This is a genomic window from Variovorax sp. H27-G14, assembly GCF_046156345.1.
Lineage (GTDB): Bacteria > Pseudomonadota > Gammaproteobacteria > Burkholderiales > Burkholderiaceae_C > Variovorax.
In genome coordinates this window covers 75,539-90,834 of sequence record NZ_JAYLVN010000017.1, presented here as the reverse complement: position 1 = coordinate 90,834, position 15,296 = coordinate 75,539, and the positions used below count along the sequence as shown (strand labels likewise).

22 protein-coding genes are annotated in these 15,296 nt (G+C 61.2%); 10 read left to right on the top strand and 12 right to left on the bottom strand.

Going from position 1 to position 15,296, the window contains the following annotated elements; all coding sequences use genetic code 11:
• Positions 1–61 precede the first annotated feature (61 nt).
• The 8 genes from xerC to VLK31_RS28365 all read right to left on the bottom strand — a co-directional run bounded on the left by xerC (position 62) and on the right by VLK31_RS28365 (position 4,359).
• Positions 62–1,198, bottom strand: coding sequence for a tyrosine recombinase XerC (gene xerC / locus VLK31_RS28400; RefSeq protein ID WP_409171826.1), 1,137 nt, complete (start codon positions 1,196–1,198; stop codon positions 62–64).
• Positions 1,176–1,400 (bottom strand): hypothetical protein, encoded by a 225-nt coding sequence (locus tag VLK31_RS28395; RefSeq protein ID WP_409171825.1) that lies wholly within the window; start codon positions 1,398–1,400, stop codon positions 1,176–1,178. The genes xerC and VLK31_RS28395 overlap by 23 nt, the downstream gene beginning before the upstream one ends.
• 199 nt (positions 1,401–1,599) lie before the next feature.
• A complete protein-coding gene (locus VLK31_RS28390) occupies positions 1,600–1,722 on the bottom strand; it encodes a hypothetical protein (RefSeq protein WP_409171824.1) in 123 nt (40 codons plus the stop codon).
• On the bottom strand, positions 1,719–2,003 hold the full coding sequence (locus tag VLK31_RS28385; protein WP_409171823.1) for a hypothetical protein: 285 nt from the start codon (positions 2,001–2,003) through the stop codon (positions 1,719–1,721). Before VLK31_RS28385 ends, VLK31_RS28390 begins: the two co-directional genes overlap by 4 nt.
• Positions 2,000–3,142 (bottom strand): hypothetical protein, encoded by a 1,143-nt coding sequence (locus VLK31_RS28380; protein ID WP_409171822.1) that lies wholly within the window; start codon positions 3,140–3,142, stop codon positions 2,000–2,002. Before VLK31_RS28380 ends, VLK31_RS28385 begins: the two co-directional genes overlap by 4 nt.
• The gene (locus VLK31_RS28375; protein WP_409171821.1) at positions 3,139–3,489 is read right to left on the bottom strand and encodes a hypothetical protein; all 351 of its coding nucleotides are present in this window, start codon (positions 3,487–3,489) and stop codon (positions 3,139–3,141) included. Before VLK31_RS28375 ends, VLK31_RS28380 begins: the two co-directional genes overlap by 4 nt.
• A complete protein-coding gene (locus VLK31_RS28370) occupies positions 3,476–3,631 on the bottom strand; it encodes a hypothetical protein (protein WP_409171820.1) in 156 nt (51 codons plus the stop codon). The genes VLK31_RS28375 and VLK31_RS28370 overlap by 14 nt, the downstream gene beginning before the upstream one ends.
• Positions 3,628–4,359 (bottom strand): phage antirepressor KilAC domain-containing protein, encoded by a 732-nt coding sequence (locus VLK31_RS28365; protein ID WP_409171819.1) that lies wholly within the window; start codon positions 4,357–4,359, stop codon positions 3,628–3,630. The genes VLK31_RS28370 and VLK31_RS28365 overlap by 4 nt, the downstream gene beginning before the upstream one ends.
• Positions 4,360–4,646: 287 nt before the next feature.
• Here VLK31_RS28365 and VLK31_RS28360 point away from each other — a divergent pair, with 287 nt between their 5' ends.
• Complete coding sequence (locus VLK31_RS28360; protein WP_409171818.1) at positions 4,647–5,084, top strand: helix-turn-helix domain-containing protein; 438 nt, start codon at positions 4,647–4,649, stop codon at positions 5,082–5,084.
• A gap of 362 nt (positions 5,085–5,446) precedes the next feature.
• Here VLK31_RS28360 and VLK31_RS28355 read toward each other — a convergent pair whose 3' ends face one another.
• Positions 5,447–6,256, bottom strand: a complete 810-nt coding sequence (locus tag VLK31_RS28355; RefSeq protein ID WP_409171817.1) for a hypothetical protein — start codon at positions 6,254–6,256, stop codon at positions 5,447–5,449.
• Positions 6,257–6,459: 203 nt separating this feature from the next.
• Here VLK31_RS28355 and VLK31_RS28350 point away from each other — a divergent pair, with 203 nt between their 5' ends.
• The gene (locus VLK31_RS28350) at positions 6,460–6,684 is read left to right on the top strand and encodes a DUF1508 domain-containing protein (protein WP_409171816.1); all 225 of its coding nucleotides are present in this window, start codon (positions 6,460–6,462) and stop codon (positions 6,682–6,684) included.
• 138 nt (positions 6,685–6,822) lie between these two features.
• Here the strand turns inward: VLK31_RS28350 and VLK31_RS28345 are convergent, their stop codons facing one another.
• Entirely contained in the window at positions 6,823–7,119 is a 297-nt protein-coding gene (locus VLK31_RS28345; RefSeq protein WP_409171815.1) for a hypothetical protein, read from the bottom strand.
• 122 nt (positions 7,120–7,241) lie between these two features.
• Between VLK31_RS28345 and VLK31_RS28340 the strand changes: the two genes are divergently transcribed.
• Positions 7,242–8,018: a hypothetical protein gene (locus VLK31_RS28340; RefSeq protein WP_409171814.1), complete on the top strand. Its 777-nt coding sequence runs from the start codon at positions 7,242–7,244 to the stop codon at positions 8,016–8,018.
• A 24-nt stretch (positions 8,019–8,042) separates the two neighbouring features.
• Here VLK31_RS28340 and VLK31_RS28335 read toward each other — a convergent pair whose 3' ends face one another.
• Together VLK31_RS28335 and VLK31_RS28330 are read right to left on the bottom strand one after the other, a co-directional pair.
• The gene (locus VLK31_RS28335; protein ID WP_409171813.1) at positions 8,043–8,777 is read right to left on the bottom strand and encodes an HNH endonuclease; all 735 of its coding nucleotides are present in this window, start codon (positions 8,775–8,777) and stop codon (positions 8,043–8,045) included.
• Between the two features lie 117 nt (positions 8,778–8,894).
• Positions 8,895–9,317, bottom strand: a complete 423-nt coding sequence (locus VLK31_RS28330; protein ID WP_409171812.1) for a helix-turn-helix domain-containing protein — start codon at positions 9,315–9,317, stop codon at positions 8,895–8,897.
• 78 nt (positions 9,318–9,395) lie between these two features.
• Here VLK31_RS28330 and VLK31_RS28325 point away from each other — a divergent pair, with 78 nt between their 5' ends.
• From VLK31_RS28325 to VLK31_RS28295, 7 genes are all read left to right on the top strand, one after another.
• A complete protein-coding gene (locus tag VLK31_RS28325; RefSeq protein ID WP_409171811.1) occupies positions 9,396–9,641 on the top strand; it encodes a YdaS family helix-turn-helix protein in 246 nt (81 codons plus the stop codon).
• Between the two features lie 334 nt (positions 9,642–9,975).
• On the top strand, positions 9,976–10,467 hold the full coding sequence (locus tag VLK31_RS28320) for a phage regulatory CII family protein (protein ID WP_409171810.1): 492 nt from the start codon (positions 9,976–9,978) through the stop codon (positions 10,465–10,467).
• A complete protein-coding gene (locus VLK31_RS28315) occupies positions 10,467–10,592 on the top strand; it encodes a hypothetical protein (protein WP_409171809.1) in 126 nt (41 codons plus the stop codon). Before VLK31_RS28320 ends, VLK31_RS28315 begins: the two co-directional genes overlap by 1 nt.
• On the top strand, positions 10,589–11,479 hold the full coding sequence (locus VLK31_RS28310) for a hypothetical protein (RefSeq protein WP_409171808.1): 891 nt from the start codon (positions 10,589–10,591) through the stop codon (positions 11,477–11,479). Before VLK31_RS28315 ends, VLK31_RS28310 begins: the two co-directional genes overlap by 4 nt.
• Positions 11,476–13,023 (top strand): DEAD/DEAH box helicase, encoded by a 1,548-nt coding sequence (locus VLK31_RS28305; RefSeq protein ID WP_409171807.1) that lies wholly within the window; start codon positions 11,476–11,478, stop codon positions 13,021–13,023. The genes VLK31_RS28310 and VLK31_RS28305 overlap by 4 nt, the downstream gene beginning before the upstream one ends.
• On the top strand, positions 13,020–13,910 hold the full coding sequence (locus VLK31_RS28300; RefSeq protein WP_409171806.1) for a toprim domain-containing protein: 891 nt from the start codon (positions 13,020–13,022) through the stop codon (positions 13,908–13,910). Before VLK31_RS28305 ends, VLK31_RS28300 begins: the two co-directional genes overlap by 4 nt.
• A 502-nt stretch (positions 13,911–14,412) precedes the next feature.
• A complete protein-coding gene (locus VLK31_RS28295; protein WP_409171805.1) occupies positions 14,413–15,126 on the top strand; it encodes a hypothetical protein in 714 nt (237 codons plus the stop codon).
• Positions 15,127–15,296 lie beyond the last annotated feature (170 nt).

Below are 15,296 nucleotides of genomic sequence, written 5' to 3'. Positions count from 1 at the left end.
CGTGACCCGTTTTTCTTTGTCTTTGACAAATAGAGGGGGTTTCTGACAAACCCGCCTCTTTTCAGTTTCCGCCACGCCCACCAATTGCGGATGGCAAGGGTGTTCCAGTGGGCACCTTGCGCCGATACACGCGCTTTGTGACCTTCACGTCTTCGTGGTGCAGCAGCTCCTGGGCCGACACGTCCGAGTCCGAATCCGATGCCGCTTTAGCCCGCATGTCGTGGAAGGTGATCTCCCGCGGAGCAAGGCCCAGCTTCGTGCGGACGGCGCGCCACAGCGTCTTGAACGCCTCCTTGCCGTATGGCTTCCCCTGCTTGGTGATGAACAGATAGTCGCTCGGTAGGCTGGCCGCGCCACCCCTGTTCTTCTTTCGCAGCTCAAGCGCGCGGGTGAGTGCGGCCCACAGGTCCGGCGTCATCGTGTAGCCCTTGGTGGTGAAGCCCTTGTCGTTGCGCTTCTTGGTAACGCGCAGGTCGATGTGGTCCGCGTCGAAGTCGCCGATCCGGATGTCAAAAATCATCCCCTCGCGCGCACCCGTCTGCGTGCTGATTTCCAGCATGCACTGCAGCAGCGGGCTGGCCACGTTGTAAATCTGGGCGTAGCGTTCGTCGCTCACGTACTGGTCGCGTGGGGCCTCGGGCAGGTACTCGATGCCGTCGCAAGGGTTGAATGTCGTCAGGCCCCAGCGCACACGCGCCAAGCGAAACATGCGGGATAGGGTTTGGATGTCCTTGTTCGCAGAAGCGGCTCGCTCCCGGTTGGCGTGTAGGTGTTGGGTGACGGTCACAGCGCTCAGGTAGCCCGGCAGCAAGGCCTGCACTTCTGCTTTTGGGTAGCGCTTGGTGCGGAAGGCGATGCGCAGCCGCTTGATCCGGCCCTTGTATTCCGTCCGCGTTGCTTCGCGCTTGATGGTGCTGAGCTCGTCGGCCTCGTACTTGCGAATGACCTCTTCGACGGTGCCGGCTACGTCGTCGTCCGGCACGGCTGCGACCAAGGCTGGAGAGATATGTTTCTCCCACCAGACCCGGGCCTGCACTGGCGTCGTTCCGCAGCGCATCGATATGCCAGCCTCTTTCAGGCGAGCTTCGATCTCTTTGGTGAGCCCGTCGGTTCCGCGCCAGTACCAGACCGAGCCGACCTTGCGCATGCCGCGCGGCAAGTCGGGGATCTTCTTGTTAACTGTGCGTGGCCGCGGCATCCTCGAATTCCTTGGAAAGGCTGGTGAACGTGCGGACGGCAGCCACCGCCGATTCCATGCGGGTGAGATTCTGCGCGCTGAGTTCGATGGTGTTCCAGCGGTGGCCGCAAGCATCACAGCAGCGCAGCCTGGTGATGCGGGCGTCGCCGGGCCGAGTCGACAGCACGCGTTGCTCGGTGCTGGTACAGGCGGGACACTTCATCGCGTGGCCTCCTGCGCTACAACGGCGCGAACGATCGCGTTCCGAACGCTGGCGCGCGCCCCAACAGGTGCCGCGCTCCACATGGCCGCGAAGTTCGCATCAATGTGCTCCATGACGCTGAAGGCAATCAGGTCAGCGTCGATCTTTGTCGCGGGCTTAGGCACCAGCCGCAGCGCTGGCCTTGAAGGCGCTGGCGTTCTCATGCCCACCTCCAGACTGCTGCGAACAACAGACCGAATAGAAACAGCACGAAGAGGCAAACATCGATCAGCGCGCGGCGCACGACGCTGCCGGCGCGGTAGAGCAGAACGAGCGCAATCATGCGTGCAGCCCTTCCACCGCGCGCGGCACGACAACTAACTGGCCGTCCATGGTGATGCCGTGCAGGCCGCCCACTGCATCAGCTGCGGCGTGGTGCGCGTCGACGGCCTGGTCGTGCCAGAAATCACAGGTGTACTCGGCGTGCGTGGCCCGGGCCTCTGCTTCGGTCGCGCGCTTCTCGGCGGCCTCCAGTCGCTCGGCCAAGTCGGCCGCGTGCTGGCGCAGGTGCTCCAGTTCCCATCGTTCGAGCCGGCGCTTCAGGTTGCACAGGCGCGGCGTCATAGTGATACCCCCGCTTTCGGCTGCTCGTGAATGGCTCGGTCGATCCCCGCCTTGCAGAGGATGACCAACGTCTCGGCCGCGCTCAGCATCGGCTCGGTGCCGTCATCCAGCACGCGCAGCAACCCCAACAGACCGGCCAGCTCGTCGCTCGCGGCGTCGTGCAGCTCCAGGGAGTAGCTGCCGGCTTGATGCATGCCACTCGCTTGAGAGACCTTCTCGGAGGCTTTCTTAGTGAGGCTGTACAGAGCGCACAGCACATCCGTACCACCGCTGAGGTTCGCTACCTGGACGCATGCGAGCGCGTTCAAGATGACGACGTAGGGGTCTTGTACGTCGTCGCTGTGTGCTGCTCGGCGGATGGAATCAGGCGCGTGGGCGGCCGTAACCAGCTTCTTGCCATTCGCCCCGGCGGCGCTAGATTCGTATACGCCCTGGATTTCTCCCGCCTGCGTTTCGGCCAGCGTCAGCTTCGAGAAGAACTCGCCGTTGAATCCCTCGCCGTTGCCGATCACCTGCGACAGCACGGCAGCGAACCCACCAAGCATTTCTGGTGCATCGACCGCTTGCAAGAGGTAGTCGCTCGCGAAGTCCTTTTGAGCCGTTCCCGGGTCGCGGTGTCCTCGGTAGCAGTCTCGCTCCCCAGAAAGGGCGCTGCCTTCGTTGATGAACTGGATCGCGAGATCACGGCCGCGCTCGAATTCATAAGCAGGCCCGCCTTCAGGGAGCATCCGCACGGCTTGGTTGACCGGGTCCAAAGCAGTTTGCGCAGCATCCAGAAGTGCGAACGCCTCTTCAAGGGTGGTGGGCAGGATCGTGCCTTCTGCGAGCTTGATGGCGCCCTGGAGGCACGCCAGCACAGGGAACAGGCCGGTATAGATGCGCTTCGCATCGCCCTGCGTCAGATCCTCACGATGAATGATCGAAAACGGCCCGCTGAGCACGTTATGGTTGATGTGGTCGAGCAGTGTGTCGATCGGCTCGCCACGCTCGGCTGCGTCGCAGGCCATTTCAAGTTTTGCTTCCGCCGTGCCAATCCATTCGCGGATGTCCGCGATGGTCACGAGCGGCGTGTCGATTTTTTGGGCTGCAGGTGCGCGCTTTGTCGCCTTGGCCTTGGGCTTGTCGATGACGGCGTTCATTGCTGCACTCCGTTAGCGACGTCGCGGGCTTCCCGGTACTGCTCAAACAGTTGGTCACCTGCTTCGCGAGCTTCTCGGGCGAAACGCATGATCACGTTGGCCAGCACCGGCAGCGCTTCATCGATCAGTTCGTAGCCGCTGAAGCGTCCCTCGTTGGACTTCTCGACGGCCGCCAGGCAGACCGCGCAAGACGCGAGGGCATGGATCTCCGTGGTGCGCATCGTGACCACGTCGATGGCCGACGAATCAAACTCGACGACCTCCGGATTGCGCGCAGCTGGGCGGATGGGGGAGGGCGATTGCTCGCCGGTTGCGCCGACTTGTGGGCGCGTGCTAACCTTGACCATGTGAAGTCCTATCCTTGACGGGGTGGTTTTTCATCGAGGCTGTGTTCGTTGGCGCGAACATGGCCTCACCTCTTTCTGGCTGCTGCATTTGGCGCAGCAGCAGCTTCGAAGTCTCGTAAAACGTTTTGCCGAACGCTTTCATGCGGCGGCCTTCTCGTTGAGCAACTCGGCGAGCTTCGACAGGCCGCGCGGCGTGATGCGGCACTGCTCGACCATCTTCTCGCTGCCGTCGCTGCGCTCGACCGTGGTCACCTTGTGCTCCAGCAGGCCGGACTGGATGCGGCTTTGGTAGCCCAGCCAGCCAGTGCCGCCGGCGCGGCGGTAGATCCACTCGTGCTCGCTCAGCCAGAGGAACAGCTTCTTCGGCTGGACCTGCAGGTGCTTGGCCGCCGACTGGATGCACATCGAGCCATCGGCCAGGGCGATCCGAGTGAGGGCTTCGACCTTCGGCGTCATGGTCTCGACCTGCTCGGTCAGCACCTTGTTCTGGTCGGCGAGATCAGCAGCGAGGCGCAGGGCATCCGGCATGGTCTGCGGGATGTAAAAGCGTCCGCCGGCGGTCACCGTTTCCAGTTCGCTCATGCGATCGAAGACCTTCGCCTGCAGTTCGTAGCTGTAGCTCATGGCCATCAGGCAGGCTTCGCGCTTGGGGAAATGGTAGATGCCGCGCAAGACCATGCCGCCCGTGCCGTTCGCGTATGAGGCAGTTCCCAAAAATTTGGGAGCTGTCTCGCCAAGCACTTTTGGCACTTTGGCCATGAAGTGGTCGTGCCGCAATTCGACCTCGCTGTCACCCCGCTGGCAATTGATGAAGTCGACCAGTTCGAGGCTCGTCATGGTGACGGCGCCGATGGGCAAGATGTTGCTCATTACTGTCCTTTCTTCATTGGTAGTTGCTCGAGTTCACGACTGCGCTCAAGGCGCATTGCGATCTCTTTTGTGATGGAGCGGTAGCCCGCTCCTGCACGTGCGCGGAGGTAGTTCTCCAAGTCTTCCGGGAGCACCAATGAGAAGGGCGGTCTGCGCTTCCTTGGCGGCGGGCTGGTGGTAGTCATAGAATGCCTATTCGTCTTGAATGGTATTGAATAGTAGAAGTCCGTATCTTCGCTTACGGTTCATGACGAGTCAATACTATTTATGATTATTTTTGCGAAGCCATGGATGAAACGCTGAGCCTTCGATTGATCAAGGCTCGGTCCGCCATGGGCTGGAGCCAACAAGGGCTAGCAGAGGTAAGCGGCGTTGCTGCGGCGCAGATCTCTCGATATGAATCCGGCCGTAGCGCTCCCAGGCCCGAGGTCATTGCGAAGTTGGCTCGGGCACTCAGTGTGCAGTTCGAGTGGCTGGCCAACGGGGTGGGGCCGCTCGACACCGGTGAGGACGTGCCGAAGTATCCGAAGGGGGTAAGCGTGCTGCCTCTGGACATTCCGCCGGAGCATCTCGACGCGATCGAAAAATTCGCAAAGGAAGAGGGGCTGACCATGGAAATGGCGCTCCGCAAACTGGTGCTTGATGCGTTGGAGCGCCGAAAATCTACTCGTGCTGAACTGGAGGGAATCCGGCGTCGCCTCGACAAGTTGGAGAGTGGTGGCTGAATCAAAGCGACTCGCGATCCCCCGCACGGGATCCTGGCGTTGGTCGCGATGTCTCGAGTTAGTCTCAGGACGGGACTTAGGGCATGCGTTGCGTACATATCGCCATGCTGGCGCCGCGTGGCCTGATCGCGAATCCCTAGTGGGGGTAGCGGCCCAGAAACTTTGTCTGGGCTAGGGTCATCACCCCAGTAGGAATTGACGGCCTGCAGTGATTCCAGGTCCCGCTGCGGCTTGCTTTGCATCGTCCACCTCCAACGTCCCCGCGGTGCATCCGATGTGCTGCGGTGTGAAGATATTGGACTTTGATGCTGGCCCCGCGGGTAGAGGCGCGTGCAAGCAGGGTGCTTACTCTGCTTGCATAGTCAGAGATTTTCTTGCTGCGATTTCTTTGTCCAAGCTCGGCACCAGCGTTCTATCACCTGCTGGCTCTCCAAGTTTTCGAACTTCTGAAGCATGTCACGAGCGAAGGCCGCAACGCCTTTGTACCTGGACCTATCCCGTTGCCAAGCATCCCAGCACTCGCGTACTGCACCCTTTTCCATCTGCTTCGGGTCCTTCGCCAGTTTCGCAGCGGCCCCAGACTTCGCAAAACGCTTGCGTGCTACTTCGATAGCCGCTTCCGCAGACATCGCGTGTGGGGTTTGTGAACTGAGAAGATTCCGAAGATTCATGATGGCGACGACGTTCTCTATGAGACCGCGGCCGTCACAGAAATCAGATATGACGGCGTCGTCAATTCGCCAAAGTAGAGCTATGGCCACATAGCCCTTGAACCAATCAGCTTCAGGAGATGTCGCGGCCATATGCGTGCGACCATGCTCTACAAGGCCGAGAAACGCCTCGAGTTGTTGGACCCAGTCGTATTCCGCCCACCAAGTTTGAAAATCTTCGAGAGATCCCCCTGACAATCCGGCCCTGCCATCGCGCAGCATTACCAAGAAATCAGGATAGAAATCGTTGGTCAGGAATTCTTTTGCCGAGGCAACCCAGTGACGGTAGCCGTCCGGACTAATTGCGTCCTCGCAGTTCGTCTTGAGGAATTCGTAAGCCACCAAGCCGGCTTCCCAAACAGTGCGATCAAGCCTTTCTTTTCCATCGAAATCGATCACTCTCTCGGCGGCGCAGCCGGGCGATCCGCCCTCAAAGGACGCTTTCGGGTCGAAAGCCTGCAAAGACCCTCTCGGGGGACTCTGGCTAGTCGAAACAACAACGGGTTCAATCACACCCGTGATATTGCCATCAACACGAGGGAAGAATCGAGACCGCAGTTTCGGAGGCAACACCAACTGCGATTTGGGGCGCTGGTGAAGCGTGGAAACGATAGGGGCGCGTCTCCCCGTTCAGGCTGCCACTTCGACTTTTCGAGGAGACGAGGATGCAGTTTCAGCTCTACAAGTCGCCCAACGACCACAACTGGTACTGGCGCTTCTTCACGAATAACCGTGAGATCTTTCGCAGCAGCGAGGGCTACGTGAACAAAGCCGACGCGGTGCGATCGATGGACATCGCCGCCGGATCTGCGCGTTCCGAACGGATCGAGCAGCACTCCGACGGAAACTGTTTATCGCACGTAGGCAGCCCTCGCACACAGCAGTATTAGTAGCCTCTTTTCCATCCGCTATTGCGGCGCAGGGGGCTCAAAATCCCCCTCCGAAAGGTGTGCCGGTTCGACGCCGGCCCCGGGCATTAGAAAGCCCGCGCGAGGCGGGCTTCCGAGGGTTCGAGGCGCGAAAAGCGACTACCAGCCTTGAGTTCGATAACGCTCTGCAACTTCCTGGTAGATGCCGTGCATCTCGTCCGTGTAGCAAAGCCAAGCGCTGTAGAGGAGTAGCAGCACCGTTGCGATCGAGAAGCCAATGAAGGTCCACAGGGCGGGAGCCGTGTCTGCACCCGGGCTCAGCTTGCTAGGAACCATCAAGAGGTTGGCTATCGCCCAGCCAATGGCAAAAAGCATGACCCCGGCGGCGGCGTAGAGAACCCAGCGCCACTTGCCGTACTTGTGGGCGACCCAGCCCGTGTTGAGAAGAATGAGCATCTCCACCTCGTGATGATGTTTGTGAAGTGGAGCGTATCTGGATTTCGCCGTCGCCGCGATAGGGTCAACACGACCGAAAAGCCCGTGTTCAAGCTTTCTGAGGATCCGCGCTAGAAAAGCGCATGACTGAACCTCGCGGCCTTCGCCACCCTCTGTTCCTTCGCCTGCTCAAGCCCGTCGATCCTGTCTACCCAGACGCGGTCACGCCCGTAGCTTGGGATGATGACGAGTGCTACGAGAACGTCGAGGGGGTGGCTTACGTCGTCACTCGACAGTGCGCACGGATGCGCGCTTGGGCGCAGCAGCTACGCAAGCTGCACAACGCCGACGAGACCTACAAGACGGAAGAAGGCATCAGCCCTCTCAGCGGCGCTCCACTGCGAAATGCAAATCTGCGAGCGTTGGGGATGAGCCTTGACCTGTATTCGGACAAGGGGCACGAGCTGCGCTCAGGCCGTTTCGCGGCCCGCGCATACCTCACGACTGATCTGCTAGCCGTGATCGCAAGGCGCGCGGGTGGCGATGCAGTCGGCTTCGTGTCGTTCCGTCTCAAGTGGATCGCCGACGCGTTCGAAGGCGTATACGAAGGGACTGAGCTGGAGGTCGAGCTTGACCAGGCCTGGATGGCTCCTGCGTTCCGGCGGCGGGGCTGGGGTGAGCTGGCAGTGACCGCTATCGCTTGCGCCACAAGGCAGCACGTTGACCAGGTGGAGACAACGACTCACTGGCCTGCCGGCTTCGTCGCCCCGCTCAAGATCACGGTCGCAGCTGACCTCTACAGCACTAGCGGCGAGGCGCTGCTGGCCAAGTGTGCCGACTGCGTTGCGCTCGCGTTTGGGATCAGCTCAGAGCTGCAGCGGCTGCAGGTGTCGGAGATCGTGCTGGATGGGCGGTGGTGACTCAAAAAACCAAATGGAATTCGCCTACGCGGCCTGCCCGTAGTGGAGCTCTCTATGGCAGTTTGGACAAAGAGCTACCGTGTTGCTTGTCGTGTCTTCACCCCCCTTGCTGAGAGGCACTACATGGTGGACCTCCAGATAGGGGGAGCTGTTGACTGCTCTCAAGAATGGCGCGGGAACTTCGCAGCGCTCGCACTGGCCTTTTGCTCGGCGCAGTGTTTGAACGATGACATCAGCGTTGCGCACGAACGCCGACGTTGTTACTTGGATCTGCGAAGGAAGTGGGTTCGCATTGGCAAGCCGAAGCAGCCGCTCGGATTCGGACAGCTGTTCTGATTCGCGGACTCTTTCTTGAAGTTCTGCCTCCAGTTCGGGCAGTGTTGTTGCGCTCAACACAGGTACTGGAAAACTCTCCATTACGACAGCAGCGGTATCGAAGTAAGCATCGAGAACGCTGTCAGGGGGCGGGGCCTTTTCACCTTCGAAACGGTCTATGTCTTTGCGACGGATCTGCCTGGGTTCTGTATGCGGCTTAGTAATGAGCCCGGGGTCGTCGTTCCGACTGTCCCAGACGATTACGAACCGCACAGGGCCGTTCTTGACGATTTTCGCGTTGTCTGCCGGGAGCGCGAACAGTGCTTTTGCACCACTTTTCGGACCGAGTGCATTTTCTAACGTCGCATGTGATGCGATGCGCCATCGCGTGAGCTCATGCACTGCCCGGAATTTGATCGGCTGTTGCGGCTTCTCTTTTTTCATTTGCACGAGTTTGCATCGTGTGGTAGCCGCGGCCAAGAACTCGATCTTCCCTCGCTCCCCTAGTCGAAGCCATCATCCTAGCCTTTGGTTACGAGCGACTAATGGGCGAGAACGCTGCTATGCGGTGGGTGGGGTAAAGAACCGCTCAATGTCCGCAACGGTCTGCTCGATCAGTGCCGTGTCCTCGGGGTGCTCGATCAGGTCGACCAGCAGGTTCGCCAAATTCTTTCGAAGAGTCGGCCGTTGCTGAGCGGAGATCTCGGCCAAGTACTCCACCAGCGCTCTCACTGAAGGCTCCGCGTCGGCTCCCACGAGCTTGAGCGAGGCGCGCTCGGACCTGGGGCCTTTCCCGGTTTCCAGCCACTCAGGCGACACACGCAGCGCCTTGGAAATGGACACGAGTTCCCGCGGACGCTGCCTGACGCCCGATTCGATGTTCCCGATCGAGCTTTGGGACACGCCCACCTCTTCCGCCAGTTGTACCTGGCTCCAGCCCAGCTCTTGCCGGACGGCTTTGACGCGTTCTGCGATGGTCTTCACGAACGAAATTCTCCCACAGGATTTAAGTGCGAACGTGTTAGTATTTGCGCTTCTATCGTGTTTAAAAGTGGACTGATCATGGAAGCGTTCCTCAAGGCAGTTGAGATTGCGGGTAGCCGGCTGCGGCTGGCTGAACTGATCGGTGTGGCCAGTTCGACGCCCGGAATGTGGGCCTTCCGCAAGAAGGTGCCCGCAGAGCACTGCCCGGCGATCGAGCGGGAAACCGGTGTTCGCTGCGAAGACTTGCGACCTGATGTCCCTTGGGAGGTACTGCGCAACTCCTCCAAGCGCCGCACTGCGGCCAAGGCTGCGGTTGCTGCTTGATGCCGGAGGCTTCGATCGTGTTCAATCATGAGCGACGCTTCCGCAGCTGTGGCCGGACACCGGGGTCACGGGCGGGCAGGCCCGACACCTGCTGTCCGCTAAACCAGACCGCCAGTTCGCCGTCCAGCGTTCTGACCTCCAGCCGTGTGGTCGAGATCCGCATGCGCGGGGGTAGCTGCGGGTTCGGGTCCGCATTGGTGGACAGGTGCGTGTGCGTGCTGCTGTGCACCAGGCTGCCTGGCATTTCGCTGATAGACGGAGTGGAGGAGGGCATGCCAAGCAGTGTCCCGACTTGCTCGTCTTCCATCCATAGCAACGTGACGGCGGGGTTGCTATGAATCTCCTGGACGCAGCTCGTCACCTTGTTCGCCGCTTTCCCGGCGGCATCGAGTGCTTGGCCATCCGCCTCGGCAAGCGTGCTTCGACATTGCGCCACGAGGTCGCTGGTTCGGATGCCTACAAGTTCGGCCTGCAGGACGCTGAGCTGATCACCCAACTTGCCATCGAAGAGCACGTCGACAACCCACTGCAGATCCTCAATGTGCTCGCGATCAACTGTGGCGCGGTGTTGATCCCGCTGCCCGGGCTTTATGACGGAAGCGGTGCAACGTTCGAAGACCTCGCAGCTACCGCCAAAGAGTTCGCCGAGTTCGTGGCGACTACGTCTTCGGCAATGGCGGACGGGAAGGTGACCGGCAACGAACTCCGTGACGTGGATCGCGAACTCAGCGAATTGATCGGCTGTGCCCAGCGTGTGCGTGCGGGGCTCGCTGCAATTCACGCCTCCGCAAAGCCGGAAGTCGTCCTCGAGCGGGAGATCGCGTGATGCGCCGTCCCATGAACCGCGTGATCTACATCGCGCACTTCATCTACTACCTGCGCATTCATCGGTCCTGGTCGAGCGCGCTGTGGTGCATGGCCCACGAGGGCAGGGCATGGAGCAAGCAATGAACTACCAACAGCATCCTCTTTCGGCTGCATTCCCGGCCATGTCCGTCGCTGAGTACACGGAACTGCTCGACAGCATCTCCGACATTGGCGTTCAGAACGCCATCACGCTCTACGAAGGCAAGGTTCTGGACGGCTGGAACCGATACCGCGCCGCCACCGAAACCGGCATCGAGTGCCCAACAGTCGAATTCACGGGCGATGACCCCGTGCGATTCGTCCGAGCGCAAAACAAGCATCGCCGCCACCTATCCGCTGGGGCTTGGGCCTTGGTTGAGGTGGCGCTGAACGCATGGAGGCCGACAGGCCGTCCCGAAAAGGGTGAACTGAGTTCACCCTTTCAGGCGGCAAACGAACAGATGGCGGCCAACGTAGGTGTGACGGTCCGAACGATCCAGCACGCCAAGGTGGTCGAGGCCTCCGCAGCACCCGAGGTGAAAGAGGCGGTGATGACTGGCGCTGTGTCGGTCAAAGACGCCGCATCAATCGCCAAGTTGCCGAAGGAAGATCAGGCGGCGGCGCTCGCCGCGCCAAAGCCGTCCAGGTTTCAAGGCAAGCCGAAGAAAGTGCCTGCAACCAAATGGCTCGCCGCCGAAATCAAGGCAGCCGAGTCGAAGCAGCACGCGGATCGTGCCGACGCCTTGGTCGAGCCGTTGCAGCAAGAGGTCACTGCACTGCGCGAGTGCCTCGCCGTCGCACAGGACGACATTGCATTAATGGCCAAAGTGCTGGATGCCAGCGATCAGGTGACCGCTGCCCTCGCTGAGGCAAAGTCCTCGCGAGATCTCGCGCGCGGCCTGCAGCAGCGCATCAACAGCATGATGACCGAGATTGCCGAGCTCAAGCGCTTGGTGAAGTATTGGGAGAAGAAGGCGGGGCAACCCGCATGAGCGACTTGTTCCAAGGCGGTGACGCCACCACGTTCCCGACGCCTCGCCTGTTCCAGCGTGATGCCTTGATCGGCATCCGCGAAGGCATCGAGGGTGGGCACAAGAACCAGATGCTCATGGCGCCCACCGGAGCCGGCAAGACGTACCTGGGCCTGCGCATCGCGCACAAGGCGCTGAAGCAGGGCAAGCGGGCGACCTTCTTGTGCGATCGAATCACGCTGATCGACCAAACGTGCAGACGCGCGTTCGACTACGGCCTTGGCGATCATGGCGTCATTCAGGGCGATCACCCTCGCCAGGACTGGAGCAAGCCGTTCCAGATCGCCAGCGTGCAGACCATCGAGACGCGCGGCTGGCCTAAGACCGACGTGCTGATCGTCGATGAGGCTCACACCCAGCGCGACACCTGGGTGAAGTACGCGATGGAGAGCGAAGCCAGGGTCATCGGCTTGTCTGCCACGCCGTTCTCGCGAGGCTTGGGCAAGATCTTCACCAACCTGGTGAGCCCGACCACGATGCACGATCTCACCGAGGCCGGGGTACTGGTGCCGATGCGCGTGCTGTCCTGCCGCCGGCCCGATATGGCCGGTGCGAAGGTGAACAGCGATGGCGAGTGGCAAGCCACTGACGCAGCAGAGCGGGGCATGGAGATCATCGGTGACGTGGTGGCCGAATGGATGCGTCATGGCGAAGGCCGCAAGACCATCGTGTTCGGTGCGTCGATCGCGCACTGCGAAGAACTCTGCAGGCATTTCAACGAAGCAGGCATCTTCTCGGCCACGTTCACCAAGGACACGCTGAAGCCCGAGCGCGACCAACTGATTGCTGAGTTCGAAAAGCCAAACTCTTCCATCCGCGTGTTGATCTCGGTCGAAGCTCTGGCCAAGGGCTTCGACGTGCAGGACGTCGGCTGCGTGGTCGACTGCCGACCGCTGCGAAAGAGCCTCTCCACAGCGATCCAGATGTGGGGTCGCGGACTCCGCTCGTCGCCCAAGACCGGCAAGAAGGACTGCCTCCTGCTGGACCACAGCGGAAACATTACTCGGTTCGCCGAAGACTTCACCAACATCTTCTTCAACGGCCTGGACTCGCTTGACATCGGCGAAGCGCTCGACAAACAGGTGCGGCAAGACGGCAAGGAAGAGCACGAGCGCACCGGCTGCCCGAAGTGCAATTACAAACCGTTCCGCCAGCGCTGCATGTCCTGCGGCTTCGAGATCGTCGCGAAATCGCTCGTAACGCACGAGGCTGGGGCGATGCAGGAGATCTTTCTGGGTAAAGCGAAGTTCGACGGCACGAAGGCCGATCTGTGGAACCAGCTCTGCAGCTTTGCGCGCGCCACGGACTGGGTCAAGTCGAAGACGGGCTACCCGTACATGCAGTTCAAGGAGATCACAGGCAGCCCACCGCCATCGTTCTGGAACGCCGAGCAGGCGCCGCAAGTTGCAGTGTCTGAAGGACTGGCGAAGCGTCTCAAGGGCAAGAGGCAGAGCCACCACATTGCAGCCGCAGCAATGCGGCGCAAGGAAGCTGCCGCGGCATGAGCGATTTCATCCAGTTCGCCCGTGCGCACGGCGTCGAGATCAACCCGCTGAAGTTCGACGCGAGCGACAAGATTCGCCGCTGCGGAACGACCGAAAAGCCGCGCAGCAGCAACGGTGCGTACCTGTGGGACGGGCAGCGTGGGTGGGTCTATCGCTGGGATGCTGACGCGCGTGTGCATTGGTACAACGACCCGGACGCAAAGCCGTGGACGGAAGAGGAAAAGCTCGCATGGCGCAGAAAGCGCGAAGCAGCTCGCGCTAAGGCCGAGCGCGGCCAGCAGCGCGCAGCGACCGACGCTGCCGAACTGCTGCGCACCACGGTGCCGGCACCGCACGACTACTTGTACTTGAAGGGGTTGCCGACCGCGCATGGCCTTGTCGCGCCAGATGGTGCGCTCGTGGTGCCTATGCGCGACTTCGCCACCAATGCCGTCCGTGGTGCGCAGACGATCCGCTGGACGGACACCGAGGAAGAGCCGGGTGTGAACCGTTGGCGCAAGAAGATGAGCTACGGCATGCAGGCCCGCGGTGCGGTGCTGCGCCTAGGCCCACGCAGCGGCGAATACATCCTCTGCGAGGGGTACGCCACTGGCCTATCCATCGAACTCGCGGCACGCCAGATGCGGCTCAACGCCGTGGTGCTGGTCTGTTTCAGCGATTCGAACATGGTGCACGTCGCCGGGCTGTTGAAGACCGGCAGGCGCTACGTGTTCGCCGACAACGACAAGAGCGGGGCAGGGGAGCGCGCAGCCAAGGAAACGGGCCTGCCGTACTGCATGAGTCCTGTTCTCGGCGAAGACGCCAACGACATGCACAAGCGCGCTGGGCTGCTGCCCTTGTGTGCGCTGCTGATGCAAGTACGCCGGCAGGAGGCGAGTGTGCCGTAGACCTCCATTGCTTTCTCACTGCGCTGGTTGGACACGGTTTAACAACAGCGGCGCAGGGTGAGTCCCCTACTGTTGGATAGGTGCTGAAACAGGGGAAGGAGTGGCGAAGCCAGAGCTCCTGCATCGAACGTCTGGCGGGTCATGCGGCTCCGTATACGGGACTCATGTGAAGGCCTCCCAGGATGGGCTAGGTCTGCTCACCGAACCGGGATTCAAAACCATATGCCCCCTACTGGGGTTCTATAGGTAACAGAGGTGAATTGATGAATGAAGGAATGTTTGAACTGCCAGCACTGGCGAATGCGCGAATCGGGCTTGATGCGCTACGCCCTCGGGCGCTGCGCGGTCGGGCCGCTCGTGTTCACCCAGCCACTGCACTCGTGCGTGGCGCACGTTGCCGCGCCGCCGGAGACGGTCGCCTCGCGCACGCTCTGGCTCACACGGCATGCGCTTGCCGCATCGCGGCCGCCTGCCTAGCCGCGCTCGCCATGGAGGCCCGCCAATGACCGAAACCATCGACCGGCCCGACACCGAAGAGCGCCTAGCCAGCACGCCGCGCGACAAGCTGCTGATCGCTGCCGCGCTGGCGCCGAAGGCCGTGGGCCGGCGGCTGATCATGCTGCACGGCGAGTGGGACGGTTGCGCCAAGCCGCGCCGGCCGGTTGAGCACGACATCGCCGCGCTGGCTAAGTCGTTGCTGGTGACCCGGAAGCCGAGCTATGTGATCAGTCCCGAGCGCATGGAGCGGCACCTGACGTTGATGACGATGGCGGGGTGTCGCGCTGAGGCGCAGCGCGAGGCTCAGGGGTGGTACACCAACGAGCGGCTGCGTGTTGTTGGTTGCCTGCAGAGCCTCCCGGCCGCTCGAAAAGGGCTCGCTGAGGCGGCAGCGGCGAAGGGCATGGAGAACGCCGAAGCGAAGGCCCTGTCTGTGCTCGCATGGTGGCTCGATTCGGTGTGCCCAGTGTGCAATGGCCGAAGGTACACCACGATTCCAGGCACGAATCGTCTGTCGAATCGGCTCTGTCCGGCGCACGTGGGATGCGGCGGGCTGGGCGAGCGACAACTGCCTCATGGCGCCGACGGCCGCATCCTCGAAGCCATGATCGGCGACTTCATCTACCGTGCCCGCCAGCAGATCAACGCGTTGGAGAAGGGCTTCACTGCGGTGCAATGGAACAAGGACAAGGGAAAAGTGCTTAGCCCAAAGTGCTGAGCTTGCGCAAGCCGGTGTTTTGATGTATTCTCTGCGCCGAGACCGCAGACACCAAAAACACCGGTGTCTCGCCCTCAAGACAACGGCCTCTGTCCCGGCTGCACAAAACACCCCAGGGTTCACGCCCTGCAAGGATCTTCCGCAGGAAGAGTGCCGCCCAAAATCTGAAC

Excerpts from the sequence above, each read along its gene's own strand:
- VLK31_RS28385 (WP_409171823.1), bottom strand. The coding sequence starts at position 2,003 with ATGACGCCGCGCCTGTGCAACCTGAAGCGCCGGCTCGAACGATGGGAA.
- VLK31_RS28395 (WP_409171825.1), bottom strand. The coding sequence starts at position 1,400 with ATGAAGTGTCCCGCCTGTACCAGCACCGAGCAACGCGTGCTGTCGACT.
- xerC (WP_409171826.1), bottom strand. The coding sequence starts at position 1,198 with ATGCCGCGGCCACGCACAGTTAACAAGAAGATCCCCGACTTGCCGCGC.
- VLK31_RS28350 (WP_409171816.1), top strand. The coding sequence starts at position 6,460 with ATGCAGTTTCAGCTCTACAAGTCGCCCAACGACCACAACTGGTACTGG.
- VLK31_RS28335 (WP_409171813.1), bottom strand. The coding sequence starts at position 8,777 with ATGAAAAAAGAGAAGCCGCAACAGCCGATCAAATTCCGGGCAGTGCAT.
- VLK31_RS28340 (WP_409171814.1), top strand. The coding sequence starts at position 7,242 with ATGACTGAACCTCGCGGCCTTCGCCACCCTCTGTTCCTTCGCCTGCTC.
- VLK31_RS28320 (WP_409171810.1), top strand. The coding sequence starts at position 9,976 with ATGAATCTCCTGGACGCAGCTCGTCACCTTGTTCGCCGCTTTCCCGGC.
- VLK31_RS28300 (WP_409171806.1), top strand. The coding sequence starts at position 13,020 with ATGAGCGATTTCATCCAGTTCGCCCGTGCGCACGGCGTCGAGATCAAC.
- VLK31_RS28380 (WP_409171822.1), bottom strand. The coding sequence starts at position 3,142 with ATGAACGCCGTCATCGACAAGCCCAAGGCCAAGGCGACAAAGCGCGCA.
- VLK31_RS28390 (WP_409171824.1), bottom strand. The coding sequence starts at position 1,722 with ATGATTGCGCTCGTTCTGCTCTACCGCGCCGGCAGCGTCGTGCGCCGC.
- VLK31_RS28305 (WP_409171807.1), top strand. The coding sequence starts at position 11,476 with ATGAGCGACTTGTTCCAAGGCGGTGACGCCACCACGTTCCCGACGCCT.
- VLK31_RS28295 (WP_409171805.1), top strand. The coding sequence starts at position 14,413 with ATGACCGAAACCATCGACCGGCCCGACACCGAAGAGCGCCTAGCCAGC.
- VLK31_RS28310 (WP_409171808.1), top strand. The coding sequence starts at position 10,589 with ATGAACTACCAACAGCATCCTCTTTCGGCTGCATTCCCGGCCATGTCC.
- VLK31_RS28325 (WP_409171811.1), top strand. The coding sequence starts at position 9,396 with ATGGAAGCGTTCCTCAAGGCAGTTGAGATTGCGGGTAGCCGGCTGCGG.
- VLK31_RS28370 (WP_409171820.1), bottom strand. The coding sequence starts at position 3,631 with ATGAAAGCGTTCGGCAAAACGTTTTACGAGACTTCGAAGCTGCTGCTG.
- VLK31_RS28365 (WP_409171819.1), bottom strand. The coding sequence starts at position 4,359 with ATGAGCAACATCTTGCCCATCGGCGCCGTCACCATGACGAGCCTCGAA.
- VLK31_RS28345 (WP_409171815.1), bottom strand. The coding sequence starts at position 7,119 with ATGCTCATTCTTCTCAACACGGGCTGGGTCGCCCACAAGTACGGCAAG.
- VLK31_RS28375 (WP_409171821.1), bottom strand. The coding sequence starts at position 3,489 with ATGGTCAAGGTTAGCACGCGCCCACAAGTCGGCGCAACCGGCGAGCAA.
- VLK31_RS28360 (WP_409171818.1), top strand. The coding sequence starts at position 4,647 with ATGGATGAAACGCTGAGCCTTCGATTGATCAAGGCTCGGTCCGCCATG.
- VLK31_RS28315 (WP_409171809.1), top strand. The coding sequence starts at position 10,467 with ATGCGCCGTCCCATGAACCGCGTGATCTACATCGCGCACTTCATCTAC.